Consider the following 17,337-nt stretch of genomic DNA (forward strand, 5'->3'; position numbering starts at 1 on the left):
CTTGTCGCCCTCGCCGTCCGTGTGGCGGACGAGATCGCGGCCGAGGACGCCGGCGGGATCGCCTTCGATCGCGCGGCCTGGCGGGGCCTGGGACCGGAGACCGCGCGCCGACTCGTCCGAGGCGCACTGCGCTGGCTTAACTCGGCCGAACATGCGCCGCGCGGGCCAGAGATCGCGCGGCTGGAAATGGCGATCGCCGAGGGGCGTGACGCGACGCTCGCCGGATGCCATCTGCGCGTGACCGAAACGCAGCTTCGGTTCACCCGCGAGCCGAAGGCCGTGGCCGGCATGGAAACGGCGACCGATGCGCTCTGGGATGGACGCTGGCGGCTTGCCGGCCCGCACGAGCCGGGGCTTCGTGTCCGCGCCCTCGGCGCCGAGGGGTTGCGTCGCTGCGCGGACTGGCGCGCGACGGACCATTCCCGCGCCGCGCTCGTCGTCACGCCGGCCGTATGGCGTGGCGATGCGCTCGTCGCCGCACCCGCGGCCGGACTGTGCAGCGGCTGGCGGGTGGAAATCGTCGCAGATTTCCGCTCCTTCCTTTTATCGCATTGAACCCCGGCCCCTAATCTCTATTTTAGAGGAAAGCCCGCACGCCCCGGCGTTGCGGCCATGCTTCGTTCGGAGGTCATCTGTGGGTAACGCGAGAAACATCGCCTTCTGGGTCGTTCTGTTCCTTCTGATCCTGGCGCTGTTCAACCTCTTCGGAAACGGCCAGACGGCGATGAACGCGCGGTCGATGGCCTACTCCGATTTCGTCCGGAAGGTGGACGCGGGCGAGGTGAGCGCGGTGGTCATCGACGGGGAACAGATTCAGATCCAGACCAAGGACGGTCAGACCTTCGTGACAGTCCAGCCGCAGAGCGAGCAGATGAACGACAAGCTGGTCGACACGCTGATCGCCAAGGATGTCTCGGTGAAGGCCGAACGCCAGCAGCAGTCGGGCTTCTTCTCGATCCTCTCGCTCTGGCTTCCGTTTCTTGTCCTCATCGGCATCTGGATCTTCTTCATGAACCGGATGCAGGGCGGCGGGCGCGGCGGCGCGATGGGCTTCGGCAAGAGCCGTGCGAAGCTTCTGACCGAAAAGCACGGGCGGGTGACCTTCGACGACGTGGCCGGCATCGACGAGGCCAAGGAGGAGCTTGAGGAAATCGTGGAATTCCTGCGCAACCCGCAGAAGTTCTCGCGCCTTGGCGGCAAGATCCCGAAGGGCGCGCTGCTGGTCGGCCCCCCGGGCACCGGCAAGACGCTCCTCGCTCGCGCCATCGCCGGCGAGGCGGGGGTGCCCTTCTTCACCATCTCGGGCTCCGACTTCGTGGAAATGTTCGTCGGCGTGGGTGCGTCCCGCGTGCGCGACATGTTCGAGCAGGCCAAGAAGAACGCGCCCTGCATCGTCTTCATCGACGAGATCGACGCGGTGGGCCGGTCCCGTGGCATCGGCTACGGCGGCGGCAACGACGAGCGCGAGCAGACGCTGAACCAGCTTCTGGTCGAGATGGACGGGTTCGAGGCGAACGAGGGCGTCATCATCATCGCCGCGACGAACCGGCCCGACGTGCTCGACCCCGCGCTCCTGCGGCCCGGCCGCTTCGACCGCCAGGTGCAGGTGCCGAACCCCGATATCAAGGGGCGCGAGAAGATTCTCTCGGTCCATGCCCGCAAGGTTCCGCTCGGCCCCGATGTCGACCTGCGCGTCATCGCCCGCGGCACGCCCGGCTTTTCCGGCGCGGACCTCGCCAACCTCGTGAACGAGGCCGCGCTTCTGGCCGCGCGGGTGGGCAAGCGTTTCGTTTCGCTCGAGGATTTCGAGAAGGCCAAGGACAAGGTCATGATGGGGCCGGAGCGCCGAAGCATGGTCATGACCGAAGAGGAAAAGAAGCTGACCGCCTATCACGAGGCGGGCCATGCGATCGTCGGCATCCATGTGCCGCAGCACGATCCGGTGCACAAGGTGACGATCATCCCGCGGGGGCGGGCGCTCGGCGTCACCTTCTACCTGCCCGAGCGCGACAAGCTCAGCATGACGCGCGAATCCGCGCTGTCGCGGCTCGCCTCCACCATGGGCGGCAAGGCGGCGGAAGAGTTGGTGTTCGGGCCGCAGAACGTGACCAACGGTGCCTACAGCGACATCCAGATGGTCACGCGACTTGCCACGGCGATGGTGAGCCAGTGGGGCATGTCCGACAAGCTCGGCAACATCAACTACACGTCAACGCAGGAAAGCTTCCTCGGCAGCCAGTCGCATTTCAACGCCTCGGACGAAAGCCGCGAGATCATCGACCAGGAGGTTCGCCGGCTGGTGGACGAGGCCTATGAACGCGCGAAGGCGATCCTGAAGGAAAACTGGCAGGAGATGGAAAATCTCGCCCAGGGCCTTCTGGAGTTCGAGACGCTCACGGGCGAGGACATGATGCGTGTCATCCGCGGCGAGAAGCCGCGCGAGGACGACGAGAGCGGCGGGGGCGCCGAGAAGGCGCCGGAAACGCCGGCTGTGACCTCGATCCCGAAGACCAAGAAGCCCAAGGCCCGCAAGGGCGGCATGGAACCAGAGCCTACGGCCTGAATTTGGGCAGGCGGTCGACCGGCAGTGGGGACGAACGTGGCCAGCGACTGGGACCCCGAGAGCTACGCGCGCTTCGGTGACCTGCGCCTCAGGCCCGCGCTGGACCTTCTCGCGCGGGTCGGCGCACTGCCCGAAGGCGAGGTGATCGACCTCGGCTGCGGCAATGGCGCCGCGGGGCCGGCCCTGCGCGCGCGGTTCGGTCGGGAACGGCGTATCATCGGCCTCGATGCCTCGCCTGCGATGCTCGACGCCGCGCGAAAGGTGGGAGCCTACGACGCGCTCGTCCGGGGCGACGCGGCCGACTGGACGGCCGAAGGACCGGTGTCCCTGATCTTCTCGAATGCGGCGCTGCATTGGCTGCCCCGGCACGATGCGCTTCTGCCGCGCCTCGCCGCGCAACTCGGCCCCGGCGGAGTCCTCGCCGTGCAGATGCCCCGCCAATATGGCGCGCCCTCGCACCGGTTCCTGCGCGACTTCGCGGCCGAGATGTTCCCCGACCGGTTCGACCTGGGCGCGTGGTCGCCACCCGTCGCCCCGCCGGTCGAGTATCACCGGATGCTGTCGACACTGGGTCGGGTGGACGTCTGGGAAACCGACTACGTGCAGCGGTTCGATCCCGCCGCCACGGGGCATCCGGTGCGTCGGTTCACCGAGGCTACCGCGATGCGACCCTACCTCGACCGGCTTTCCGACGCCGAGGCGGCGGAGTTTGTGGAGCGCTACGATGCCGCCCTTGCCTCGGCCTATCCGGTGGAGGCCGACGGCGCGGTGCTCTTTCCCTTCCGGCGGCTCTTCTTCACGCTCACGGGTTGAAACCGTGCCGGCGCTGCGCCCCACCGATCATGTCGCGACGGTGCGCTGGCTCGGCCGCGTCCCGGACCGCGGCACGGGGCTCGCCTCGGTCCCGGTGCCGGAGATCGAGCTCACCTTTGCGGGCATCACCGGCGAATCACATTCCGGGCTGACGCGCGCCTCCTGCTCGCGCGTGACGGCCCAGCACCGCGGGGGCACCGAGATCCGCAACACGCGGCAGATATCCATCCTCTCGGCCGAGGAAATCGCCGCGATCGCGGCCGCCATGTCGGTCGGGGCGCTCGACCCGACCTGGCTCGGCGCCAGCCTCGTGATCGAGGGGATCGACGATTTCAGCCATGTGCCGCCATCCTCTCGGTTGCAGGGCGAGGCCGGGACGACGCTCGTGGTGGACATGGAGAACCGGCCCTGCGTGTTGCCGGGGCGGGTGATCGAGGAAGCCCTGCCCGGCAAGGGAGCTCTCTTCCTTGCGGCTGCACGGGGCCGGCGCGGTGTCACCGCCTGGGTCGAGCGCGAGGGGCGGCTCCGCCTCGGCGAGCGGCTCAGGCTGCATGTTCCGGACCAGCCCGCCTGGGCGCCCGGCGTCGGGCGCGTCAGAGCAGGATCCAGAACGCGGAGCTGAGCGCGAGGCCCAGCCCGAACGCGGCATTGACGATGAGTGAGGCCGTCCGCATGCCCATCTCCTTGCGGTGTCGTTGCATGCTCCAAACGCGGGGCCGGGCGTCGCGGTTCCGGGTCGATCCTCGGCCGTCCTGTCGCATCCGGGTCGCAGACTGGCGCATATACGTCCGTTTTCGTCGCAATCTCGCCTCTTGCCCATGCGGAGCGCGGCTATAAACCGGGGCAAGCACGCATAGGGCGGCGGCCTGCAGGGAGTGATGCACGACATGGCCTTCAAGACCGACATCGAAATCGCACGCGAGGCGAAGAAGAAACCGATCCAGGAGATCGGCACCCGACTGGGGATTCCGACAGAGCATCTGCTGCCCTACGGCCACGACAAGGCCAAGGTCAGCCAGGACTTCATCACCTCGCTGCAGGGTCGCCCGGACGGCAAGCTGATCCTCGTGACCGCGATCAACCCGACCCCGGCGGGCGAGGGCAAGACGACGACGACCGTCGGCCTTGGCGATGGCCTGAACCGGATCGGCAAGAAGGCGATCGTGTGCATCCGCGAAGCCTCGCTCGGGCCCAACTTCGGCATGAAGGGGGGAGCCGCCGGCGGCGGCTACGCGCAGGTGGTGCCGATGGAGGAGATGAACCTCCACTTCACCGGTGACTTCCACGCGATCACGAGCGCGCACAACCTCCTCAGCGCGATGATCGACAACCACATCTACTGGGGCAACGAACTCGAGATCGACACCCGCCGCGTTTCCTGGCGGCGCGTGATGGACATGAACGATCGCGCGCTGCGCGACATCGTCGTGTCGCTCGGCGGCGTATCGAACGGCTTCCCGCGCCAGGCGGGCTTCGACATAACCGTGGCGTCCGAAGTCATGGCGATCCTCTGCCTTTCCCGCAACCTCGAAGACCTGCAGAAGCGCCTCGGCGACATCGTTGTCGCCTATCGCCGCGACAAGTCGCCGGTCTATTGCCGCGACATCAAGGCCGACGGCGCGATGACGGTGCTTCTGAAGGACGCGATGCAGCCGAACCTGGTGCAGACGCTGGAGAACAACCCCGCCTTCGTCCATGGCGGGCCCTTCGCCAACATCGCGCATGGCTGCAATTCGGTCATCGCGACGACTACCGCGCTGAAGCTCGGCGAATACGTCGTCACCGAAGCGGGCTTCGGCGCCGACCTGGGTGCCGAGAAGTTCTTCGACATCAAGTGCCGCAAGGCCGGGCTGAAGCCCGCTGCGGCGGTAATCGTGGCCACCGTCCGCGCGATGAAGATGAACGGCGGCGTCGCCAAGGCCGACCTCGGGGCCGAGAACGTGGACGCCGTGAAGAAAGGCTGCCCCAACCTCGGACGTCACATCGCCAACGTGAAGTCGTTCGGCGTGCCGGTCGTGGTGGCGATCAACCATTTCTACAGCGACACCGATGCCGAGGTGCAGGCCGTCAAGGACTACGTCGCCCAGCAGGGCGCCGAGGCGATCCTCTGCCAGCACTGGGCCAAGGGGTCGGAAGGCACCGTGGATCTGGCCAAGAAGGTCGTGCAGCTCGCGGAAAGCGGCGCGGCGAATTTCGCGCCGCTCTACCCCGACGAGATGGGCCTGTTCCAGAAGATCGAGACCATCGCCAAGCGCATCTACCACGCCGACGAGGTTCTGGCCGACAAGTCGATCCGCGACCAGCTGAAGTCCTGGGAAGAGGCCGGCTACGGTCACCTGCCGGTCTGCATGGCCAAGACCCAATACAGTTTCACCACCGACCCGAACCGCCGCGGTGCGCCCACCGGCCATTCCGTGCCGGTGCGCGAGGTGCGGCTTTCGGCAGGCGCCGGGTTCATCGTCGTGATCTGCGGCGAGATCATGACCATGCCGGGCCTTCCCAAGGTGCCGTCGGCCGAGGTCATCCGGCTGAACGACCTGGGTCACGTCGAAGGACTGTTCTGAGAGACCGGGGCGGCCCCGGGGGCGTCAAGCCCCGGGCCGCCCGCATCCCCTGCGGCCCTTCGCCGGCGCGCGGGCCGCAGGGCGGCACATCGCGCGCGCCCCGGAAGGCATCAGAAGGGAAATCACATGACGGCCACGATCATCGACGGGAAAGCCTTTGCCGCGAAGGTGCGGGGCGAGGTCGCCAAGCACGTCGCGCGGCTGAAGGAAGAGCACGGGATCACTCCTGGCCTTGCCGTCGTTCTCGTTGGCGCAGATCCCGCGAGCGAGGTCTATGTCCGCTCCAAGGGCAAGTCCACGGTCGAGGCCGGGATGAACTCCTACGAGCACAAGCTTCCCGCCGACACCTCGGAGGCGGAGCTTCTGGCGCTCATCGGCCGGCTCAATGCCGACCCAGCGGTGAACGGCATTCTCGTGCAGTTGCCGCTGCCGAAGCATCTGAACTCGGACCTCGTGATCAACACTATTGCGCCCGGGAAGGATGTGGACGGCTTCCACATCTCCAACGTCGGCCTCCTCGGCACCGGGCAGAAGGCGATGGTGCCGTGCACGCCGCTCGGCTGCCTCATGATGCTGCGCGATCACCATGGCTCGCTGGCCGGCATGGAGGCCGTGGTCGTCGGCCGGTCGAACATCGTCGGCAAGCCGATGGCGCAGCTTCTTCTCGGTGACAGCTGCACGGTGACGATCGCGCACAGCCGCACCAAGGATCTCGGCGAGGTCTGCCGCCGGGCCGACATCCTTGTCGCCGCCGTGGGCCGGCCGGAGATGGTCCCGGGTGACTGGGTGAAGCCCGGCGCGACCGTGATCGACGTCGGCATCAACCGCATTGAGCGGGGGGGCAAGACCGTGCTCGTCGGCGACGTCGACTACGACAGCGCCGCGAAGGTGGCCGGAGCGATCACGCCTGTGCCGGGTGGCGTCGGGCCGATGACCATCGCCTGCCTGCTGGCCAACACCGTCACCGCGGCCTGCCGCGCCTACGGGCTGGCCGAGCCCGAGGGCCTGACTGCCTGAGGGGCTAGGGCTCGACCGGAAGCATGGTGCCCTGGAGGAGGGCGACGGTCCTGCGGGTGCCGTCGGTTTCCGCCTCCACCTCGGCGGTGACGACCGTCAGGCGCCGCCCGGCCTTGACCACGCGACCCGTGGCGATGAGACGGTCGCCCGCCGCGGGCGCGACGAGGTTGATCTTCATCTCGACGGTCAGCACCTCGGCCGGAAGCGGCATCAGGGTCAGAGCCGCATAGCCCGCCGCGGTGTCGCCGAGCGTGAAGGTCAGGCCGGCGTGTCCGAACCCGTGCTGCTGGCGCGCGAGATCGAGGATCGGCGCCGCGATCACGACCCGTCCGGCGGCGACCTCGGCAAGCGTCGCGCCGAAGGTGGCCATCAGGCTCTGCCGCGCGAAGCTGTCCCGCACCTTCGCCGCCATAGCTGCATCGACCGTCTTGATCATGGCCCGTTCCGTCCCCTTGGCATCGGCATCGGCCGGGCCGCCCGGCCGGTCAGGATGGCGAGCGCGCCCGCCCCCATCAGGCCGCAGAGCGCGGCGTCTCCGGCGAATAGCCCGCCGGTATAGGTCCCGTAGGCCGGCAGGATTGCCCGCGCCCGGTCGACAAGAAAGCAGGGGATGCCCCGACCGGCAAGCCTGACCTTCGGATGGAAATGCCCCGAGACTTCGCCGGTGGCGCCCGGAACCGCCTCGTGCCGGAAGACGAGCGGCCCCAGCGCCAGCTCCGCCAAGTGCTCTCCCGCCAGCGCCACCGGACCCGGATCGTGGTTCCCGGCGATCCAGATCCAGCGCCGCCCCGCCATCATCCGCGCGAGCCATAGTGCCGCGCGGTCGTCAAGCGCCCCGGCCTCGGCATCGTCGAAACTGTCGCCGAGGCAGATCACCGTCCGGGGCCGGCACGCCGCGATGTCGGCGTCGAGTCGTGCCAGCGTCTCCTCGACCTCGTAGGGCGGCAGAAGGGCGCCGGCGCGGCGGGCGTAGCGCTCCGACCGGCCGAGATGCAGGTCCGAGACGGCAAGGCAGCCCTCGCCGGCCCAGTGGAGCGCACCGGATCTCAGCGCCGAAAGCCGCGCCCCGGTGAGGTCGAAGTCAAAGCCGTTCATGGCTTGTTCCTGCCGTGGCGGCAACGAAAACGCAACTGCCCTGACGCCATCAGCCGAGCCCCGCCTCGGCCATGAGCCGCGCGGCCGTCTCCTCGACGAGCCGCTCGCGCGCGGCCCCGTCGACGGGGACGCGGCCGTGCTCAAGGAAGAGGGGGGCGGCGAGCGGTGTCACGCGCGGGAGCCTGAGGTGGTCGATGCGGCCTCCGATGCGGGCCAGAAGCCCCTCGATCCGGGAAAAGCTGACGAGACCCCGCATTGCTTCGTCCCGCGTCACTTGCAGGAGGAGGTGCCCAGGGTCGAAGCGCCGCAGCGTGTCGTAGAGGATGTCGGATGAGAAGGTGGCCTGCCGGCCCGACTTCCTTGCGCCGGCCTGGTTGCGCTGGATGAGCCCGGCGACGATGGCGACGTTGCGGAAGGTGCGCTTCATCACCGCGTTGCCGGCAAGCCAGCCATCGAGCCCCTCCCGCAGCCTTCCGCGGTCGAAGAGCGCGGCCGGGTCCGGCACCTCGTCGAGCCCCCAGATCAGCGTCGCGTAGTCTGTCGAGACGAAGCCGAGGGGATGGAGCCCGTCCTCTTCCATCCGCTTGGTCAGGAGAAGGCCGAGCGTCTGTTGGGCGGCGCGGCCCATGAAACCGTAGGCGCAGAGATGGGCGCGCCGCTCGGCCGGGAAGGTCTCGATCAGCAGGCGGTCCGCGACAGGCAGGCGCGAGACCGCGCGCTGAAGCGCGAGCCACTCCGCGGTCGCGCGCGGAAGGTCTGGCCAGGCGTCCTGACCGAGCATCCTGAGGATGCGTTCGGAAAGCTGCGTGGAGGTGGAGAACTTGGTGCCCGAGTAGACGGCGATCTTCGGGTCGCGCCCCGGCGCGGGCGCGACCTCCAGCGCCATCTCGCGCAGGCCCACGTAGCGCACGACCTGACCGCCGATGAGGAAGGTCTCGCCGGGTGTGAGCGTGGAGGCGAAGCTTTCCTCCACCTCGCCGAGAGGTGCCCCGCCAAGCCGGTTCTGCCAGCGCACCTTCACCATCTCGGCATCGGTGATCGTGCCGAGGTTCATCCGGATGTCGCGCGCGGCGCGGGGGTCGCGCAGCGTCCAGAGCCCGCCCCTGAGCATCAGTCGCTGCCAGCGGTCATAGGCTTTCAGGGCGTAGCCGCCGGTTGCGCAGAAGTCGAGGCAGGCGTCGAACTCCGCCCGCGAGAGGGCGGCGTATGGGCCGGCGCTCGTGACCTCCGCGTAAAGCGCTCCGGAATCGAAAGGACCGGAACAGGCGACGATCAGGATGTGCTGGCAAAGCACGTCGCGGGGTCCGGGCCCGCGCGGGTCGCCGTCGAGGTCATGGGCGCGCACGGCATCGAGCGCCGCCTGGCATTCCACCACCTCCCAGCGGTTCGCGGGCACGAGGAGTGCCTTCGAGGGGGCGTTGTAGCGATGGTTCGCCCGTCCGATCCGCTGCACGAGCCGCTTGACGTTCTTCGGCGCGCCGACCTGGATCACCAGGTCCACGTCGCCCCAGTCGATGCCGAGGTCGAGCGAGCCGGTGCAGACCACCGCGCGCAGGTCGCCCCGGACCATCGCGGCCTCTACCCTTTCGCGCGCCTCCCGCGCGAGGCTGCCGTGGTGGATGGCGATGGGCAGGGCCTCGTCGTTGGCAAGCCAGAGGTCGCGGAAGAAGAGTTCCGCCTGCGCCCTGGTATTGTGGAAGATGAGCGTGATGCGGTGGCGGCGCACCTCCGCCAGCACCTCGGGGATGGCGTACCGTCCGCCGCCGCCGGCCCAGGGCGGTGCGGAGGCGGTCGTCAGCATGGCGATGTCGGGATCCGGGCCGGGGTCGGCGTGGACGATCGCGCAGGGATCGGGATGGCGGGCAAGGAATCGGGCGATGGCGGCGGGGTCCTCCACCGTTGCCGAAAGACCGACGCGCCGAAGCCCGGGGGCAAGCGTTTCCAGCCGGGCGAGGCACAGCATGAGCTGGTCGCCGCGCTTCGATTCCGCGAGCGCGTGAACCTCGTCCACGATGACGCGCGAGAGCCCCGCGAAGATGCGCGGCGCGTCCTCGTAGCTGAGCAGAAGCGCGAGGCTTTCCGGCGTGGTGATAAGGATGTGCGGCGGATCGGCGCGCTGGCGTCGGCGGCGCGTGTAGGTGGTGTCGCCGGTGCGGTCCTCGATCCGGACCGGGAGCCCCATCTCCTCCACCGGCCGAGTGAGGTTGCGGCGGATGTCGGCGGCGAGCGCCTTCAGGGGCGAGATGTAGAGCGTGTGAAGCCCCGGCCGATCGCCCGCCGCGAGTTCCACGAGCGAGGGCAGGAACCCCGCGAGCGTCTTGCCGCCGCCGGTCGGCGCGACGAGGAGGATGGCTGGGGCATCGGCGCGGTCGAGAAGCGCCTGCTGGTGCGGGTGGACCTGCCAGTCCCGGGCGGCGAACCAGTCTCGAAACGGGGTGGGCAGGGCGCGCATGGCCCCAATCTAGGCCCGCGCCGGGCGTTCGCAAGTCAGTGCAAGTGGCGCTGCCTCAGCCCCCGGAACACGTCCTCGAGCGCCCGGGGCGGCGTCAGATGCGCGCCCGCAAGCGCGTTGTCCAGCGCGATCTCCACCTCGCGGACAAGGGCCGTCACGCAGTCGTCGCCCGCCGGACCATGGTCCAGGCTGTCGGGTCCCGCGCCCGCAAGACCCGGCAGCGTCTCGCCCGCGACATCGAGAAGCCGCGCTTCGTCGATCCCCTGTGCCTTGGCCCAGTCGAGCGCGATGCGCGTCATCGCGTTGGACGAGGCGGCGAGGAAGTCGTTCATCACCTTCGCCGCCATGCCGGCGCCGAAGCCGCCCATGCGGATCGCCTTGGCACCGAGCCGGTCGAAGACGGGGAGGAGCCGGTCGACCTCGTCCTTGCGGCCGCCGAGGAAAAAGGTGAGCCGCCCTTCCTCTGCCGCGCGCAGGCTGCCGGTGAAGGGTGCATCGACCAGTGTTACCTCGGTGCGGATGCGGCCCCTGAGCGCCCGCACGTAGCGGGGCGAGAGCGTGGCGGCAAGGACGATGGTCTGCAGCGCCGGGGCCTTCTTCGCGAAGCCCTCGGCCTCGAAGAGGAGGTTTTCGCAGTCGCCAATGTCGGACGGCACCAGGAGCAGCGTCCTGAGCGCGGTGAGGTCCCCGGCGGCGGCGCCCGTCGCAATACCCGCAGCGGCGAGGCGCGCGCGGAACACCCGCGCGACGCGACCCGATCCGGCGATGCCAAGCCCCCCCATCAGTGGATGATCTTCTCGTCGCGGACGAACATGTTCGCCCAGGCACGGTCAATGAGTTCAGGGGTCATCTGGTACGGGATCCCCTCGAAATTGCAGATCGCGATCATCTGGTCGATGAGAAACACCGGCTGGTAGTTCGCATAGACGTTGTTGATCGTCGGGTACTTCACCTTGAGCAAGTGGATGAGGGCCTTCTCGTCGAGCGGCACCTTCTTCTTCTTGGCCACCATGGCGAAGATCTTCAGGAACATCTCCTGGTTCGGGCCGTCGATCTTGATCTTGAAGAAGATCCGGCGCAGCGCCGCCTTGTCGAAGATCTCGTTCGGGTGGAAGTTCGTGGAGAAGATGACGAGCGTGTCGAAGGGCACCTCGAACTTTTCGCCGGACTGGAGCGCGAGGATGTCGCGGCTTTCCTCCAGCGGTACGATCCAGCGGTTGACGATCTTCTGCGGTGGCTCGGCCTGGCGGCCGAGGTCGTCGATGATGAACACACCGCCGGTGGCCTTCATCTGCAGGGACGCCGTGTAGGTCCGCGCCGTCGGGTTGTAGGTGAGGTCGAGCATGTCGAGCGACAGTTCGCCGCCGGTGATCACCGTCGGACGGTCGCAGAGCACGTAGCGGTTGTCGAACCGGTTCGACGACCGGCGCAGCGCCGTCGGGTCATCCTCGGACGCCTGCGCGGCGGAATGCACGATCGGGTCGTAGACGGTGATGACCTGACCCGCGTACTCGATGGCCCTCGGGATGTAGATCTTGTCGCCGATCGCGTCGCGGATGCCGTTCGAGATGGACGATTTGCCGTTGCCCGGCGGTCCGTACATCAGGATCGACCGGCCCGCGCCGACCGCCGGCCCGAGGTGGTCCAGAAGCTCGTCGGGCAGGATCAGGTGGCCCATCGCCGAGGTCAGGCGCTGGCGCGTGATCTGGATGTTGCGGATCGATTGCCGGCGGGTCTGGTCGCGGTACATTTCCAGCGGCACCGGCATGGCGCCGTAGTATTCCGACTGGCTCAGCGCATCGAGTGCGCGCGCCTTGCCGGCATCGGCGAGTTGGTATCCCATCTCGCCGCCGGAGTTGGCGTGGAGCGTGCCCGTCGCTTCCAGCAGCTTCTGGGTGCGCGCCAGGTCGATCAGTTCCTGCGTCACCGGGATCGGCAGCGCGATCTGCCGCGAGATTTCCGAAACCGTCTCGAGGTTCATGCGGAACATCGTCTTGAGGAGGATGTCGCGCATCATCACGACGGAAAGACCGGTATCGCCGAGCGACCGGGGCGGCGTCGGTGCGATGACGTTGGGCACCTGCATGTTCATCTGGCGGGACCTCTGCGGCGGTTCGGGCGGCGGTCAGAGGGACCCGCACGCAAAAGCGCCCGTGCCCGCCGCCTTGGGATTCACAGCGCGACTCTGCCGAGGTATTGTGGCCAAAAGAAGGAAACAATTCCGCTGAAGAGGCACGAATGAGCAGACCCCGGACCGCCGCTCTCGCGGCCTTCCTTGCCCTCGCGATCGCCGTTCTCGGCGGCCTCCCTCTCTTGAAGGGAGCCTTCTACCTCGAGAAGCACGAGGGCGACACACTGCATCTGGCCGAGCTTGTGCTGAGGATGGCGCGGGGCGAGTGGCCGCACCTCGATTTCATGACGCCGATCGGCGTGCTGGCGATCGCGCCCATAGCCGCCTTCGTCAAGGCGGGGGCGGGGATCGGCCATGCGATCTTCTATTCCCAGATCCTCGTCGCGGTGGCGCTCCTGCCAGCCGTCCTTCGCGTGGCGACGAGCCGGATCACTGGTATCTGGCCCTGGGCCTACGGTGGCTTCGTCATGCTCCTCTGCCTCGCGCTTGTCCACGGCGAGGCGGAAAGCTCGGTCTCGATCTCGATGCACTACAACCGCTGGGCCTGGGCGGTCAGCTACATCGTCATTCCGCTTGCGGTGCTGGCGCCCCTCGACCGGCCGCGGCCATGGCTCGACGGGGCCCTGATCGGGCTCGGGATGGGGGCACTCGTGCTCTTGAAGGTGACCTATTTCGCCGCATTCGCGCCCGGGATCGCGGTGGCGCTTCTCGCGCGGCGGCAGGGCACGATGATCGCCGCGGCCCTGATCGCCGGGCTCTGCGTGGTGGCCCTGACCACGGCGCTGGCCGGTCCCGCCTTTTGGGCCGCCTACGTGGAGGATCTCGTGACCGTCGCCACCGGCGAGACGCGGGCCGCGCCGGGCGAAAGCTTCATCGACGTGATCGTGGCGCCGCTCTACATGTGCGGCAGCCTCGCGCTGATCGCCGCGGTGATCTTCCTTCGGCAGGCGGGGCGGGCGGTCGAGGGACTCGCTCTCCTGGTGCTCATGCCGGGCTTCTTCTATGTCGCCTACCAGAACTTCGGCAACGATCCGCAGTGGCTCTACCTGCTGGCGCTTTTCGCCTTCCTCCTGCGTCCCGGGCCGGGCGCGACGAACGGCATGGGCTGGGATCTCCGCGTGGCGCTGACCGTGACCGGGATCGCCGCGCTGTGCTTCGGCGCGCCCTCGGCGATCAACCTGGCCTTCAGCCCCTGGCGCCACCTCGCGGCGGACACCGAGGATACGGTGCCGCTTCTGCCGCGTCTGGCCGCCCACGATGACCTCAGGACGCCCGAGGGCCGGCTCTACACCGTCAACCTGAAGGAGCCCTACGACCAGCCGGGCGATCCCTTCGCCGCCTTCCGCGAACTTGCCAAGCGCGAGGACCCGCCCGTGCTGAACGGCGAGGCTCTGCCAGAATGCCAGATCGAGGGCGGCATATCGGGATGGTTCGAACTGGTGGACGACGACCTGACCGAGGCCGGCTTCGCCGGCAGCGCCATCCTCGGCACCGACCTCTATTCTGCCTATTGGATGTTCGGGGATTTCAGGCCGGTCAAGGGCGCGGCACCCTGGTACTACGGCGGCCTGTCCGGGGCGGAGAACGCCGACTATGTCGTCGTTCCCCTCTGCCCGATGGCCTTCTCGCTCCGTTCGGAGATGCTGAAGACCTTCGAGGAGGGCGGCTGGACACTTCGCGAGGTGCGCCGCACGCCGCTCTACATATTGGTTGAGCCGACCGCACCCTGAATCGCGGCGAGAACGCCGGGGAAGGCCATGAAGACGAGGTAGGTGAGGAACGTCCCGACGAGCGCGAGGCCCATCGGGAAATCCTTGCGCTGCCAGCTCACCCAGTCGGGGGTCGCCGCCCTTACGGCGGGGATCGCCCGCATCAGCCGGTGCGCGGCAAAGGCGCCGAGGAGGAAGGCCGCGAGCAGCACCAGCGCGATCTGGAGATGCTCGATCCGCTGCACGAAGTAGGGCGCGGCGGCGGCCGCGAACTTCGCGTCGCCCGCGCCGACGTTGGCGGCGATGTTCAGGACGAAGCCGATGGCGAGCACGGCAACGAGACTGACCCAGCGCCAGAGCCAGAACTCCGCCGGAATGAGCACGAAACCCGCGAAGGCGAAGATGGCGACCACCGCCATCACCGCCATGTTCGGGATCTTCATGAACTTCAGGTCCGACCAGGCCACCCAGGCGCAGATCGGCAGGCAAAGGAGCAGGAAGACCTTGTAGGCGAAGGCCACGGCCTCCGGGCTCGTCGGCGGGTAGGGGTTCAGCATGGGCTCAGCCGTTGTTCAGCGTCTCGAGCGCGCGGGCGGCCTGTTCGAAATACTTCGGGCTGGTGTCCACGGCATCTTCGAGAAGCCCCTTTCCGGTCGTCACGTCGCCCTGCTTGATGGCGGTGAGCGCCGCCGTGTAAAGCAGCTCCGCCCGCTCGGCCTGGGTCATAGTCACGATCGGCATGTCGTACTTGCGCTGCGCCGCACGGGCCAGGACGAGGTTGTTCTTGGTCGTGAAGCTGGAGGTGTCGTAGGTCAGAGCCTCGGCAAAGAGCTTCTCCGCGCCGGGGAAGTCGCCGCGGGTGAGCTTCGAATATCCCCAGTTGTTCAGGACCGACGACGGCTGCGTCGTGAGGCCGAAGGCGGTTTCGTAGAAGCTGTCGGCCTTCTGCCATTTCTTGTTGGCGTCTGCGACCATCGCCTCCAGCCGGTAGCGTTCGTAGGTCTCGTGGGTGGGCGGGATCATGTTGAGCTCGGCCTCGGCCTTGGCCCATTCGTTGGACCGGATGAGGGCGTCGGCAAGCGCCACGCGGTCCTCGTTCGTTGCCTCCTCGCTGTCGACGACCGAGCGCCAGGCCAGCACGGCCTCCGTGGGTTTCTTGGCACGGATCAAGGACTTGGCGAGTCCGCGCTTGATGTCGATGCGGTCGGGGTGCTGTGCGGCGGTTCTCTGGAAATAGGCGACCGCCTCGTTCGGGTCGCCCACCGTCAGCATCACGTCGTTGAGGTTGCTTTCGTCGATGACGTTCACGTCCTCGATCGCGCGTTCGACTTCGGCATCGGTGGCCTTCTGGCAGGCGGACACCGCTGTCGCCCCTGCCAGGCAGAGGGAAATCAGAATGGGGTGGCGCATTTGATGCGTCCTTTGCTGCTCTTGCCTCAATGTTTGGTGAGAAGCAGGTATTGCCCGTTCCCGCGCCTCACCAGGGAGAATTCTCCCTTATTGATGGGATCATATGACGGGGTTTCGATTTTTGCGAGGGCTCGGCGGAGATTTTCGCGGATGGCGTCCGTTTGGCCACTGTCGAGCGCGAAGGCCAGGCGGAAGACGCGCGCGGCTTCGGCATACTTGCCCTGCTCCATGAGTACCACGCCGAGATTGTTCCAGGCCGGCACGAAGGTCTCGTCCTCCTTCACGGCGCGGCGCAGGAGCCGTTCGGACTGGCCAAGGCGGCCGAGGTGAAGGTTGGCCGAGCCGAGGGCCGATAGGACATCGACCGTCATTCCCTGGTCGCCGGCGGCGCGGAAGTAGGCCTTGAGTGCGAGTTCGTATTCGCCCGCCGCCATCAGCCGGTGCCCGACGATGAGGCCGTCGACCGAATCCTCGCCCCTGACGGGACCCGCGGGCGGGAAGGGGGAGTTCTCAGAGACACGCTGGCCGCCTGTCTGACAGGCGGCCAGCAATCCGGCTGCGAGAAGAAGGGCCGATACGCGGAGAGCCATCGCCTCAGGGAGAGAAGTTCGCGAACAGCTGCAGCATATCGTAAACCGAGGGGCCCACAAGGATGATCAGGAGCGGTGGCACGGTGAACATCATCGTGCCCAGCGTCATCTTTGTCGGCAGTTTGTTCGCGGCTTCTTCCGCGCGCATCACGCGCTTGTCGCGCATCTCGCTGGCATAGACCCGGAGCGCTTCGGCGATCGAGGTGCCGAAGGTCTGCGACTGGATCATCACCGTCACGAAGGAGGCGATGTCGGGCACGCCCGTGCGTTCCGAGAAGGCGCGCAGGACCGAGGTCTTGTCCTTGCCGGCCTTGACCTCCTGGGCGACGATCTCGAACTCCTCGGCGAGCGCGGGATAGCCTGTCTTCAGTTCCTTCGACACCCGGATGATGCCCTGGTCGAGCGACTGGCCGGCCTCCACGCAGACGAGAAGCATGTCGAGCGCATCGGGAAAACCGTTCTGGATCTCGCCCTGACGGGTCTGGATGCGGCGTTCGATCCAGTACTTCGGCAGGTAGTAGCCGACCGCGCCCGGCATGACGACTGCGAGGATCAGCGTCGTGGTCGCGATCTCGCCCGTGGCCGAGGCGACGATGGCGTAGATGACACCGATGATGAGGAAGGCGATGCCCAGCATGAACTGGACCGCATGGAAGGTCCGCACGGCGGTCTTGGACCGGTAGCCCGCCCGTGTCATCTTCAGCCGGGAGGTGCTCATCTCCTCCTCGGTCTTCGGCTCCAGGAAATGTGCGAACTTGTCGAGCTTGTCGCTGCCGCGGCCGGCCCGCAGCGACTTCTTTTCAAGTGTGCGGACCCGGTTCTCAGTGGTCGGCTTCGCGGTGTCGCGCAGCTTGGCGAAGGGATCGGCGCGCTTCTTGAGCATGGTCGGCAGCGCGATCGCCATGAGCGCAACGCCGAGCACGCCGACCGCGAAGAGCGGTCCCAGGGGACCCATCTGAGCGATCAGGAAATCATTGATCTGGGACAACATTC

General features: G+C 67.7%; 15 protein-coding genes and 1 pseudogene. 7 read left to right on the forward strand and 9 right to left on the reverse strand.

Annotation, left to right across the window (positions count from 1 at the left end):
- The 6 genes and pseudogenes from F9K34_RS04660 to folD form a co-directional block, all read left to right on the forward strand.
- Positions 1–555: pseudogene (locus F9K34_RS04660) on the forward strand (tRNA lysidine(34) synthetase TilS); the annotation flags it as partial.
- 79 nt (positions 556–634) lie between these two features.
- Complete coding sequence (gene ftsH / locus F9K34_RS04665; protein WP_291335743.1) at positions 635–2,563, forward strand: ATP-dependent zinc metalloprotease FtsH; 1,929 nt, start codon at positions 635–637, stop codon at positions 2,561–2,563.
- 36 nt (positions 2,564–2,599) lie between these two features.
- The gene (locus F9K34_RS04670) at positions 2,600–3,376 is read left to right on the forward strand and encodes a methyltransferase domain-containing protein (RefSeq protein WP_291335744.1); all 777 of its coding nucleotides are present in this window, start codon (positions 2,600–2,602) and stop codon (positions 3,374–3,376) included.
- A 4-nt stretch (positions 3,377–3,380) separates the two neighbouring features.
- Positions 3,381–3,998: an MOSC domain-containing protein gene (locus F9K34_RS04675; protein WP_291335745.1), complete on the forward strand. Its 618-nt coding sequence runs from the start codon at positions 3,381–3,383 to the stop codon at positions 3,996–3,998.
- Positions 3,999–4,263: 265 nt separating this feature from the next.
- Positions 4,264–5,940, forward strand: a complete 1,677-nt coding sequence (locus tag F9K34_RS04680; RefSeq protein WP_291335746.1) for a formate--tetrahydrofolate ligase — start codon at positions 4,264–4,266, stop codon at positions 5,938–5,940.
- Between the two features lie 126 nt (positions 5,941–6,066).
- Entirely contained in the window at positions 6,067–6,957 is an 891-nt protein-coding gene (gene folD, locus F9K34_RS04685) for a bifunctional methylenetetrahydrofolate dehydrogenase/methenyltetrahydrofolate cyclohydrolase FolD (RefSeq protein WP_291335747.1), read from the forward strand.
- 4 nt (positions 6,958–6,961) lie between these two features.
- Here the strand turns inward: folD and F9K34_RS04690 are convergent, their stop codons facing one another.
- From F9K34_RS04690 to F9K34_RS04710, 5 genes are read right to left on the reverse strand one after another with little or no spacing between them, the layout of a single operon-like run.
- Complete coding sequence (locus F9K34_RS04690) at positions 6,962–7,393, reverse strand: PaaI family thioesterase (protein WP_291335748.1); 432 nt, start codon at positions 7,391–7,393, stop codon at positions 6,962–6,964.
- Entirely contained in the window at positions 7,390–8,052 is a 663-nt protein-coding gene (pdeM, locus tag F9K34_RS04695; RefSeq protein ID WP_291335749.1) for a ligase-associated DNA damage response endonuclease PdeM, read from the reverse strand. Before pdeM ends, F9K34_RS04690 begins: the two co-directional genes overlap by 4 nt.
- Positions 8,053–8,101: 49 nt before the next feature.
- The gene (locus F9K34_RS04700) at positions 8,102–10,504 is read right to left on the reverse strand and encodes a ligase-associated DNA damage response DEXH box helicase (RefSeq protein WP_291335750.1); all 2,403 of its coding nucleotides are present in this window, start codon (positions 10,502–10,504) and stop codon (positions 8,102–8,104) included.
- A gap of 35 nt (positions 10,505–10,539) precedes the next feature.
- The gene (locus F9K34_RS04705; RefSeq protein ID WP_291335751.1) at positions 10,540–11,286 is read right to left on the reverse strand and encodes an NAD(P)-binding domain-containing protein; all 747 of its coding nucleotides are present in this window, start codon (positions 11,284–11,286) and stop codon (positions 10,540–10,542) included.
- Positions 11,286–12,596 carry an ATPase gene (locus F9K34_RS04710; protein ID WP_291335752.1) on the reverse strand — a complete coding sequence of 437 codons (1,311 nt, stop codon included), beginning with the start codon at positions 12,594–12,596 and terminating at the stop codon, positions 11,286–11,288. The genes F9K34_RS04705 and F9K34_RS04710 overlap by 1 nt, the downstream gene beginning before the upstream one ends.
- A 146-nt stretch (positions 12,597–12,742) precedes the next feature.
- Here F9K34_RS04710 and F9K34_RS04715 point away from each other — a divergent pair, with 146 nt between their 5' ends.
- On the forward strand, positions 12,743–14,365 hold the full coding sequence (locus F9K34_RS04715) for a hypothetical protein (protein ID WP_291335753.1): 1,623 nt from the start codon (positions 12,743–12,745) through the stop codon (positions 14,363–14,365).
- Here F9K34_RS04715 and F9K34_RS04720 read toward each other — a convergent pair.
- Genes F9K34_RS04720 through F9K34_RS04735 form a run of 4 tightly spaced genes read right to left on the reverse strand, consistent with a single transcriptional unit; the run spans position 14,335 to position 17,335 of the window.
- Positions 14,335–14,901 (reverse strand): prepilin peptidase, encoded by a 567-nt coding sequence (locus F9K34_RS04720; RefSeq protein WP_291335754.1) that lies wholly within the window; start codon positions 14,899–14,901, stop codon positions 14,335–14,337. The two genes, F9K34_RS04715 and F9K34_RS04720, sit on opposite strands and share 31 nt — an antisense overlap.
- Before the next feature lie 4 nt (positions 14,902–14,905).
- Positions 14,906–15,754, reverse strand: coding sequence for a tetratricopeptide repeat protein (locus tag F9K34_RS04725; protein WP_291335755.1), 849 nt, complete (start codon positions 15,752–15,754; stop codon positions 14,906–14,908).
- 26 nt (positions 15,755–15,780) lie between these two features.
- Complete coding sequence (locus tag F9K34_RS04730) at positions 15,781–16,344, reverse strand: tetratricopeptide repeat protein (RefSeq protein WP_291335756.1); 564 nt, start codon at positions 16,342–16,344, stop codon at positions 15,781–15,783.
- A 4-nt stretch (positions 16,345–16,348) separates the two neighbouring features.
- Positions 16,349–17,335 carry a type II secretion system F family protein gene (locus F9K34_RS04735; RefSeq protein ID WP_291335757.1) on the reverse strand — a complete coding sequence of 329 codons (987 nt, stop codon included), beginning with the start codon at positions 17,333–17,335 and terminating at the stop codon, positions 16,349–16,351.
- Positions 17,336–17,337 lie beyond the last annotated feature (2 nt).

Origin of the sequence: Albidovulum sp., assembly GCF_008933605.1 — a bacterium.
Taxonomy (GTDB): Bacteria; Pseudomonadota; Alphaproteobacteria; order Rhodobacterales; family Rhodobacteraceae; genus Albidovulum.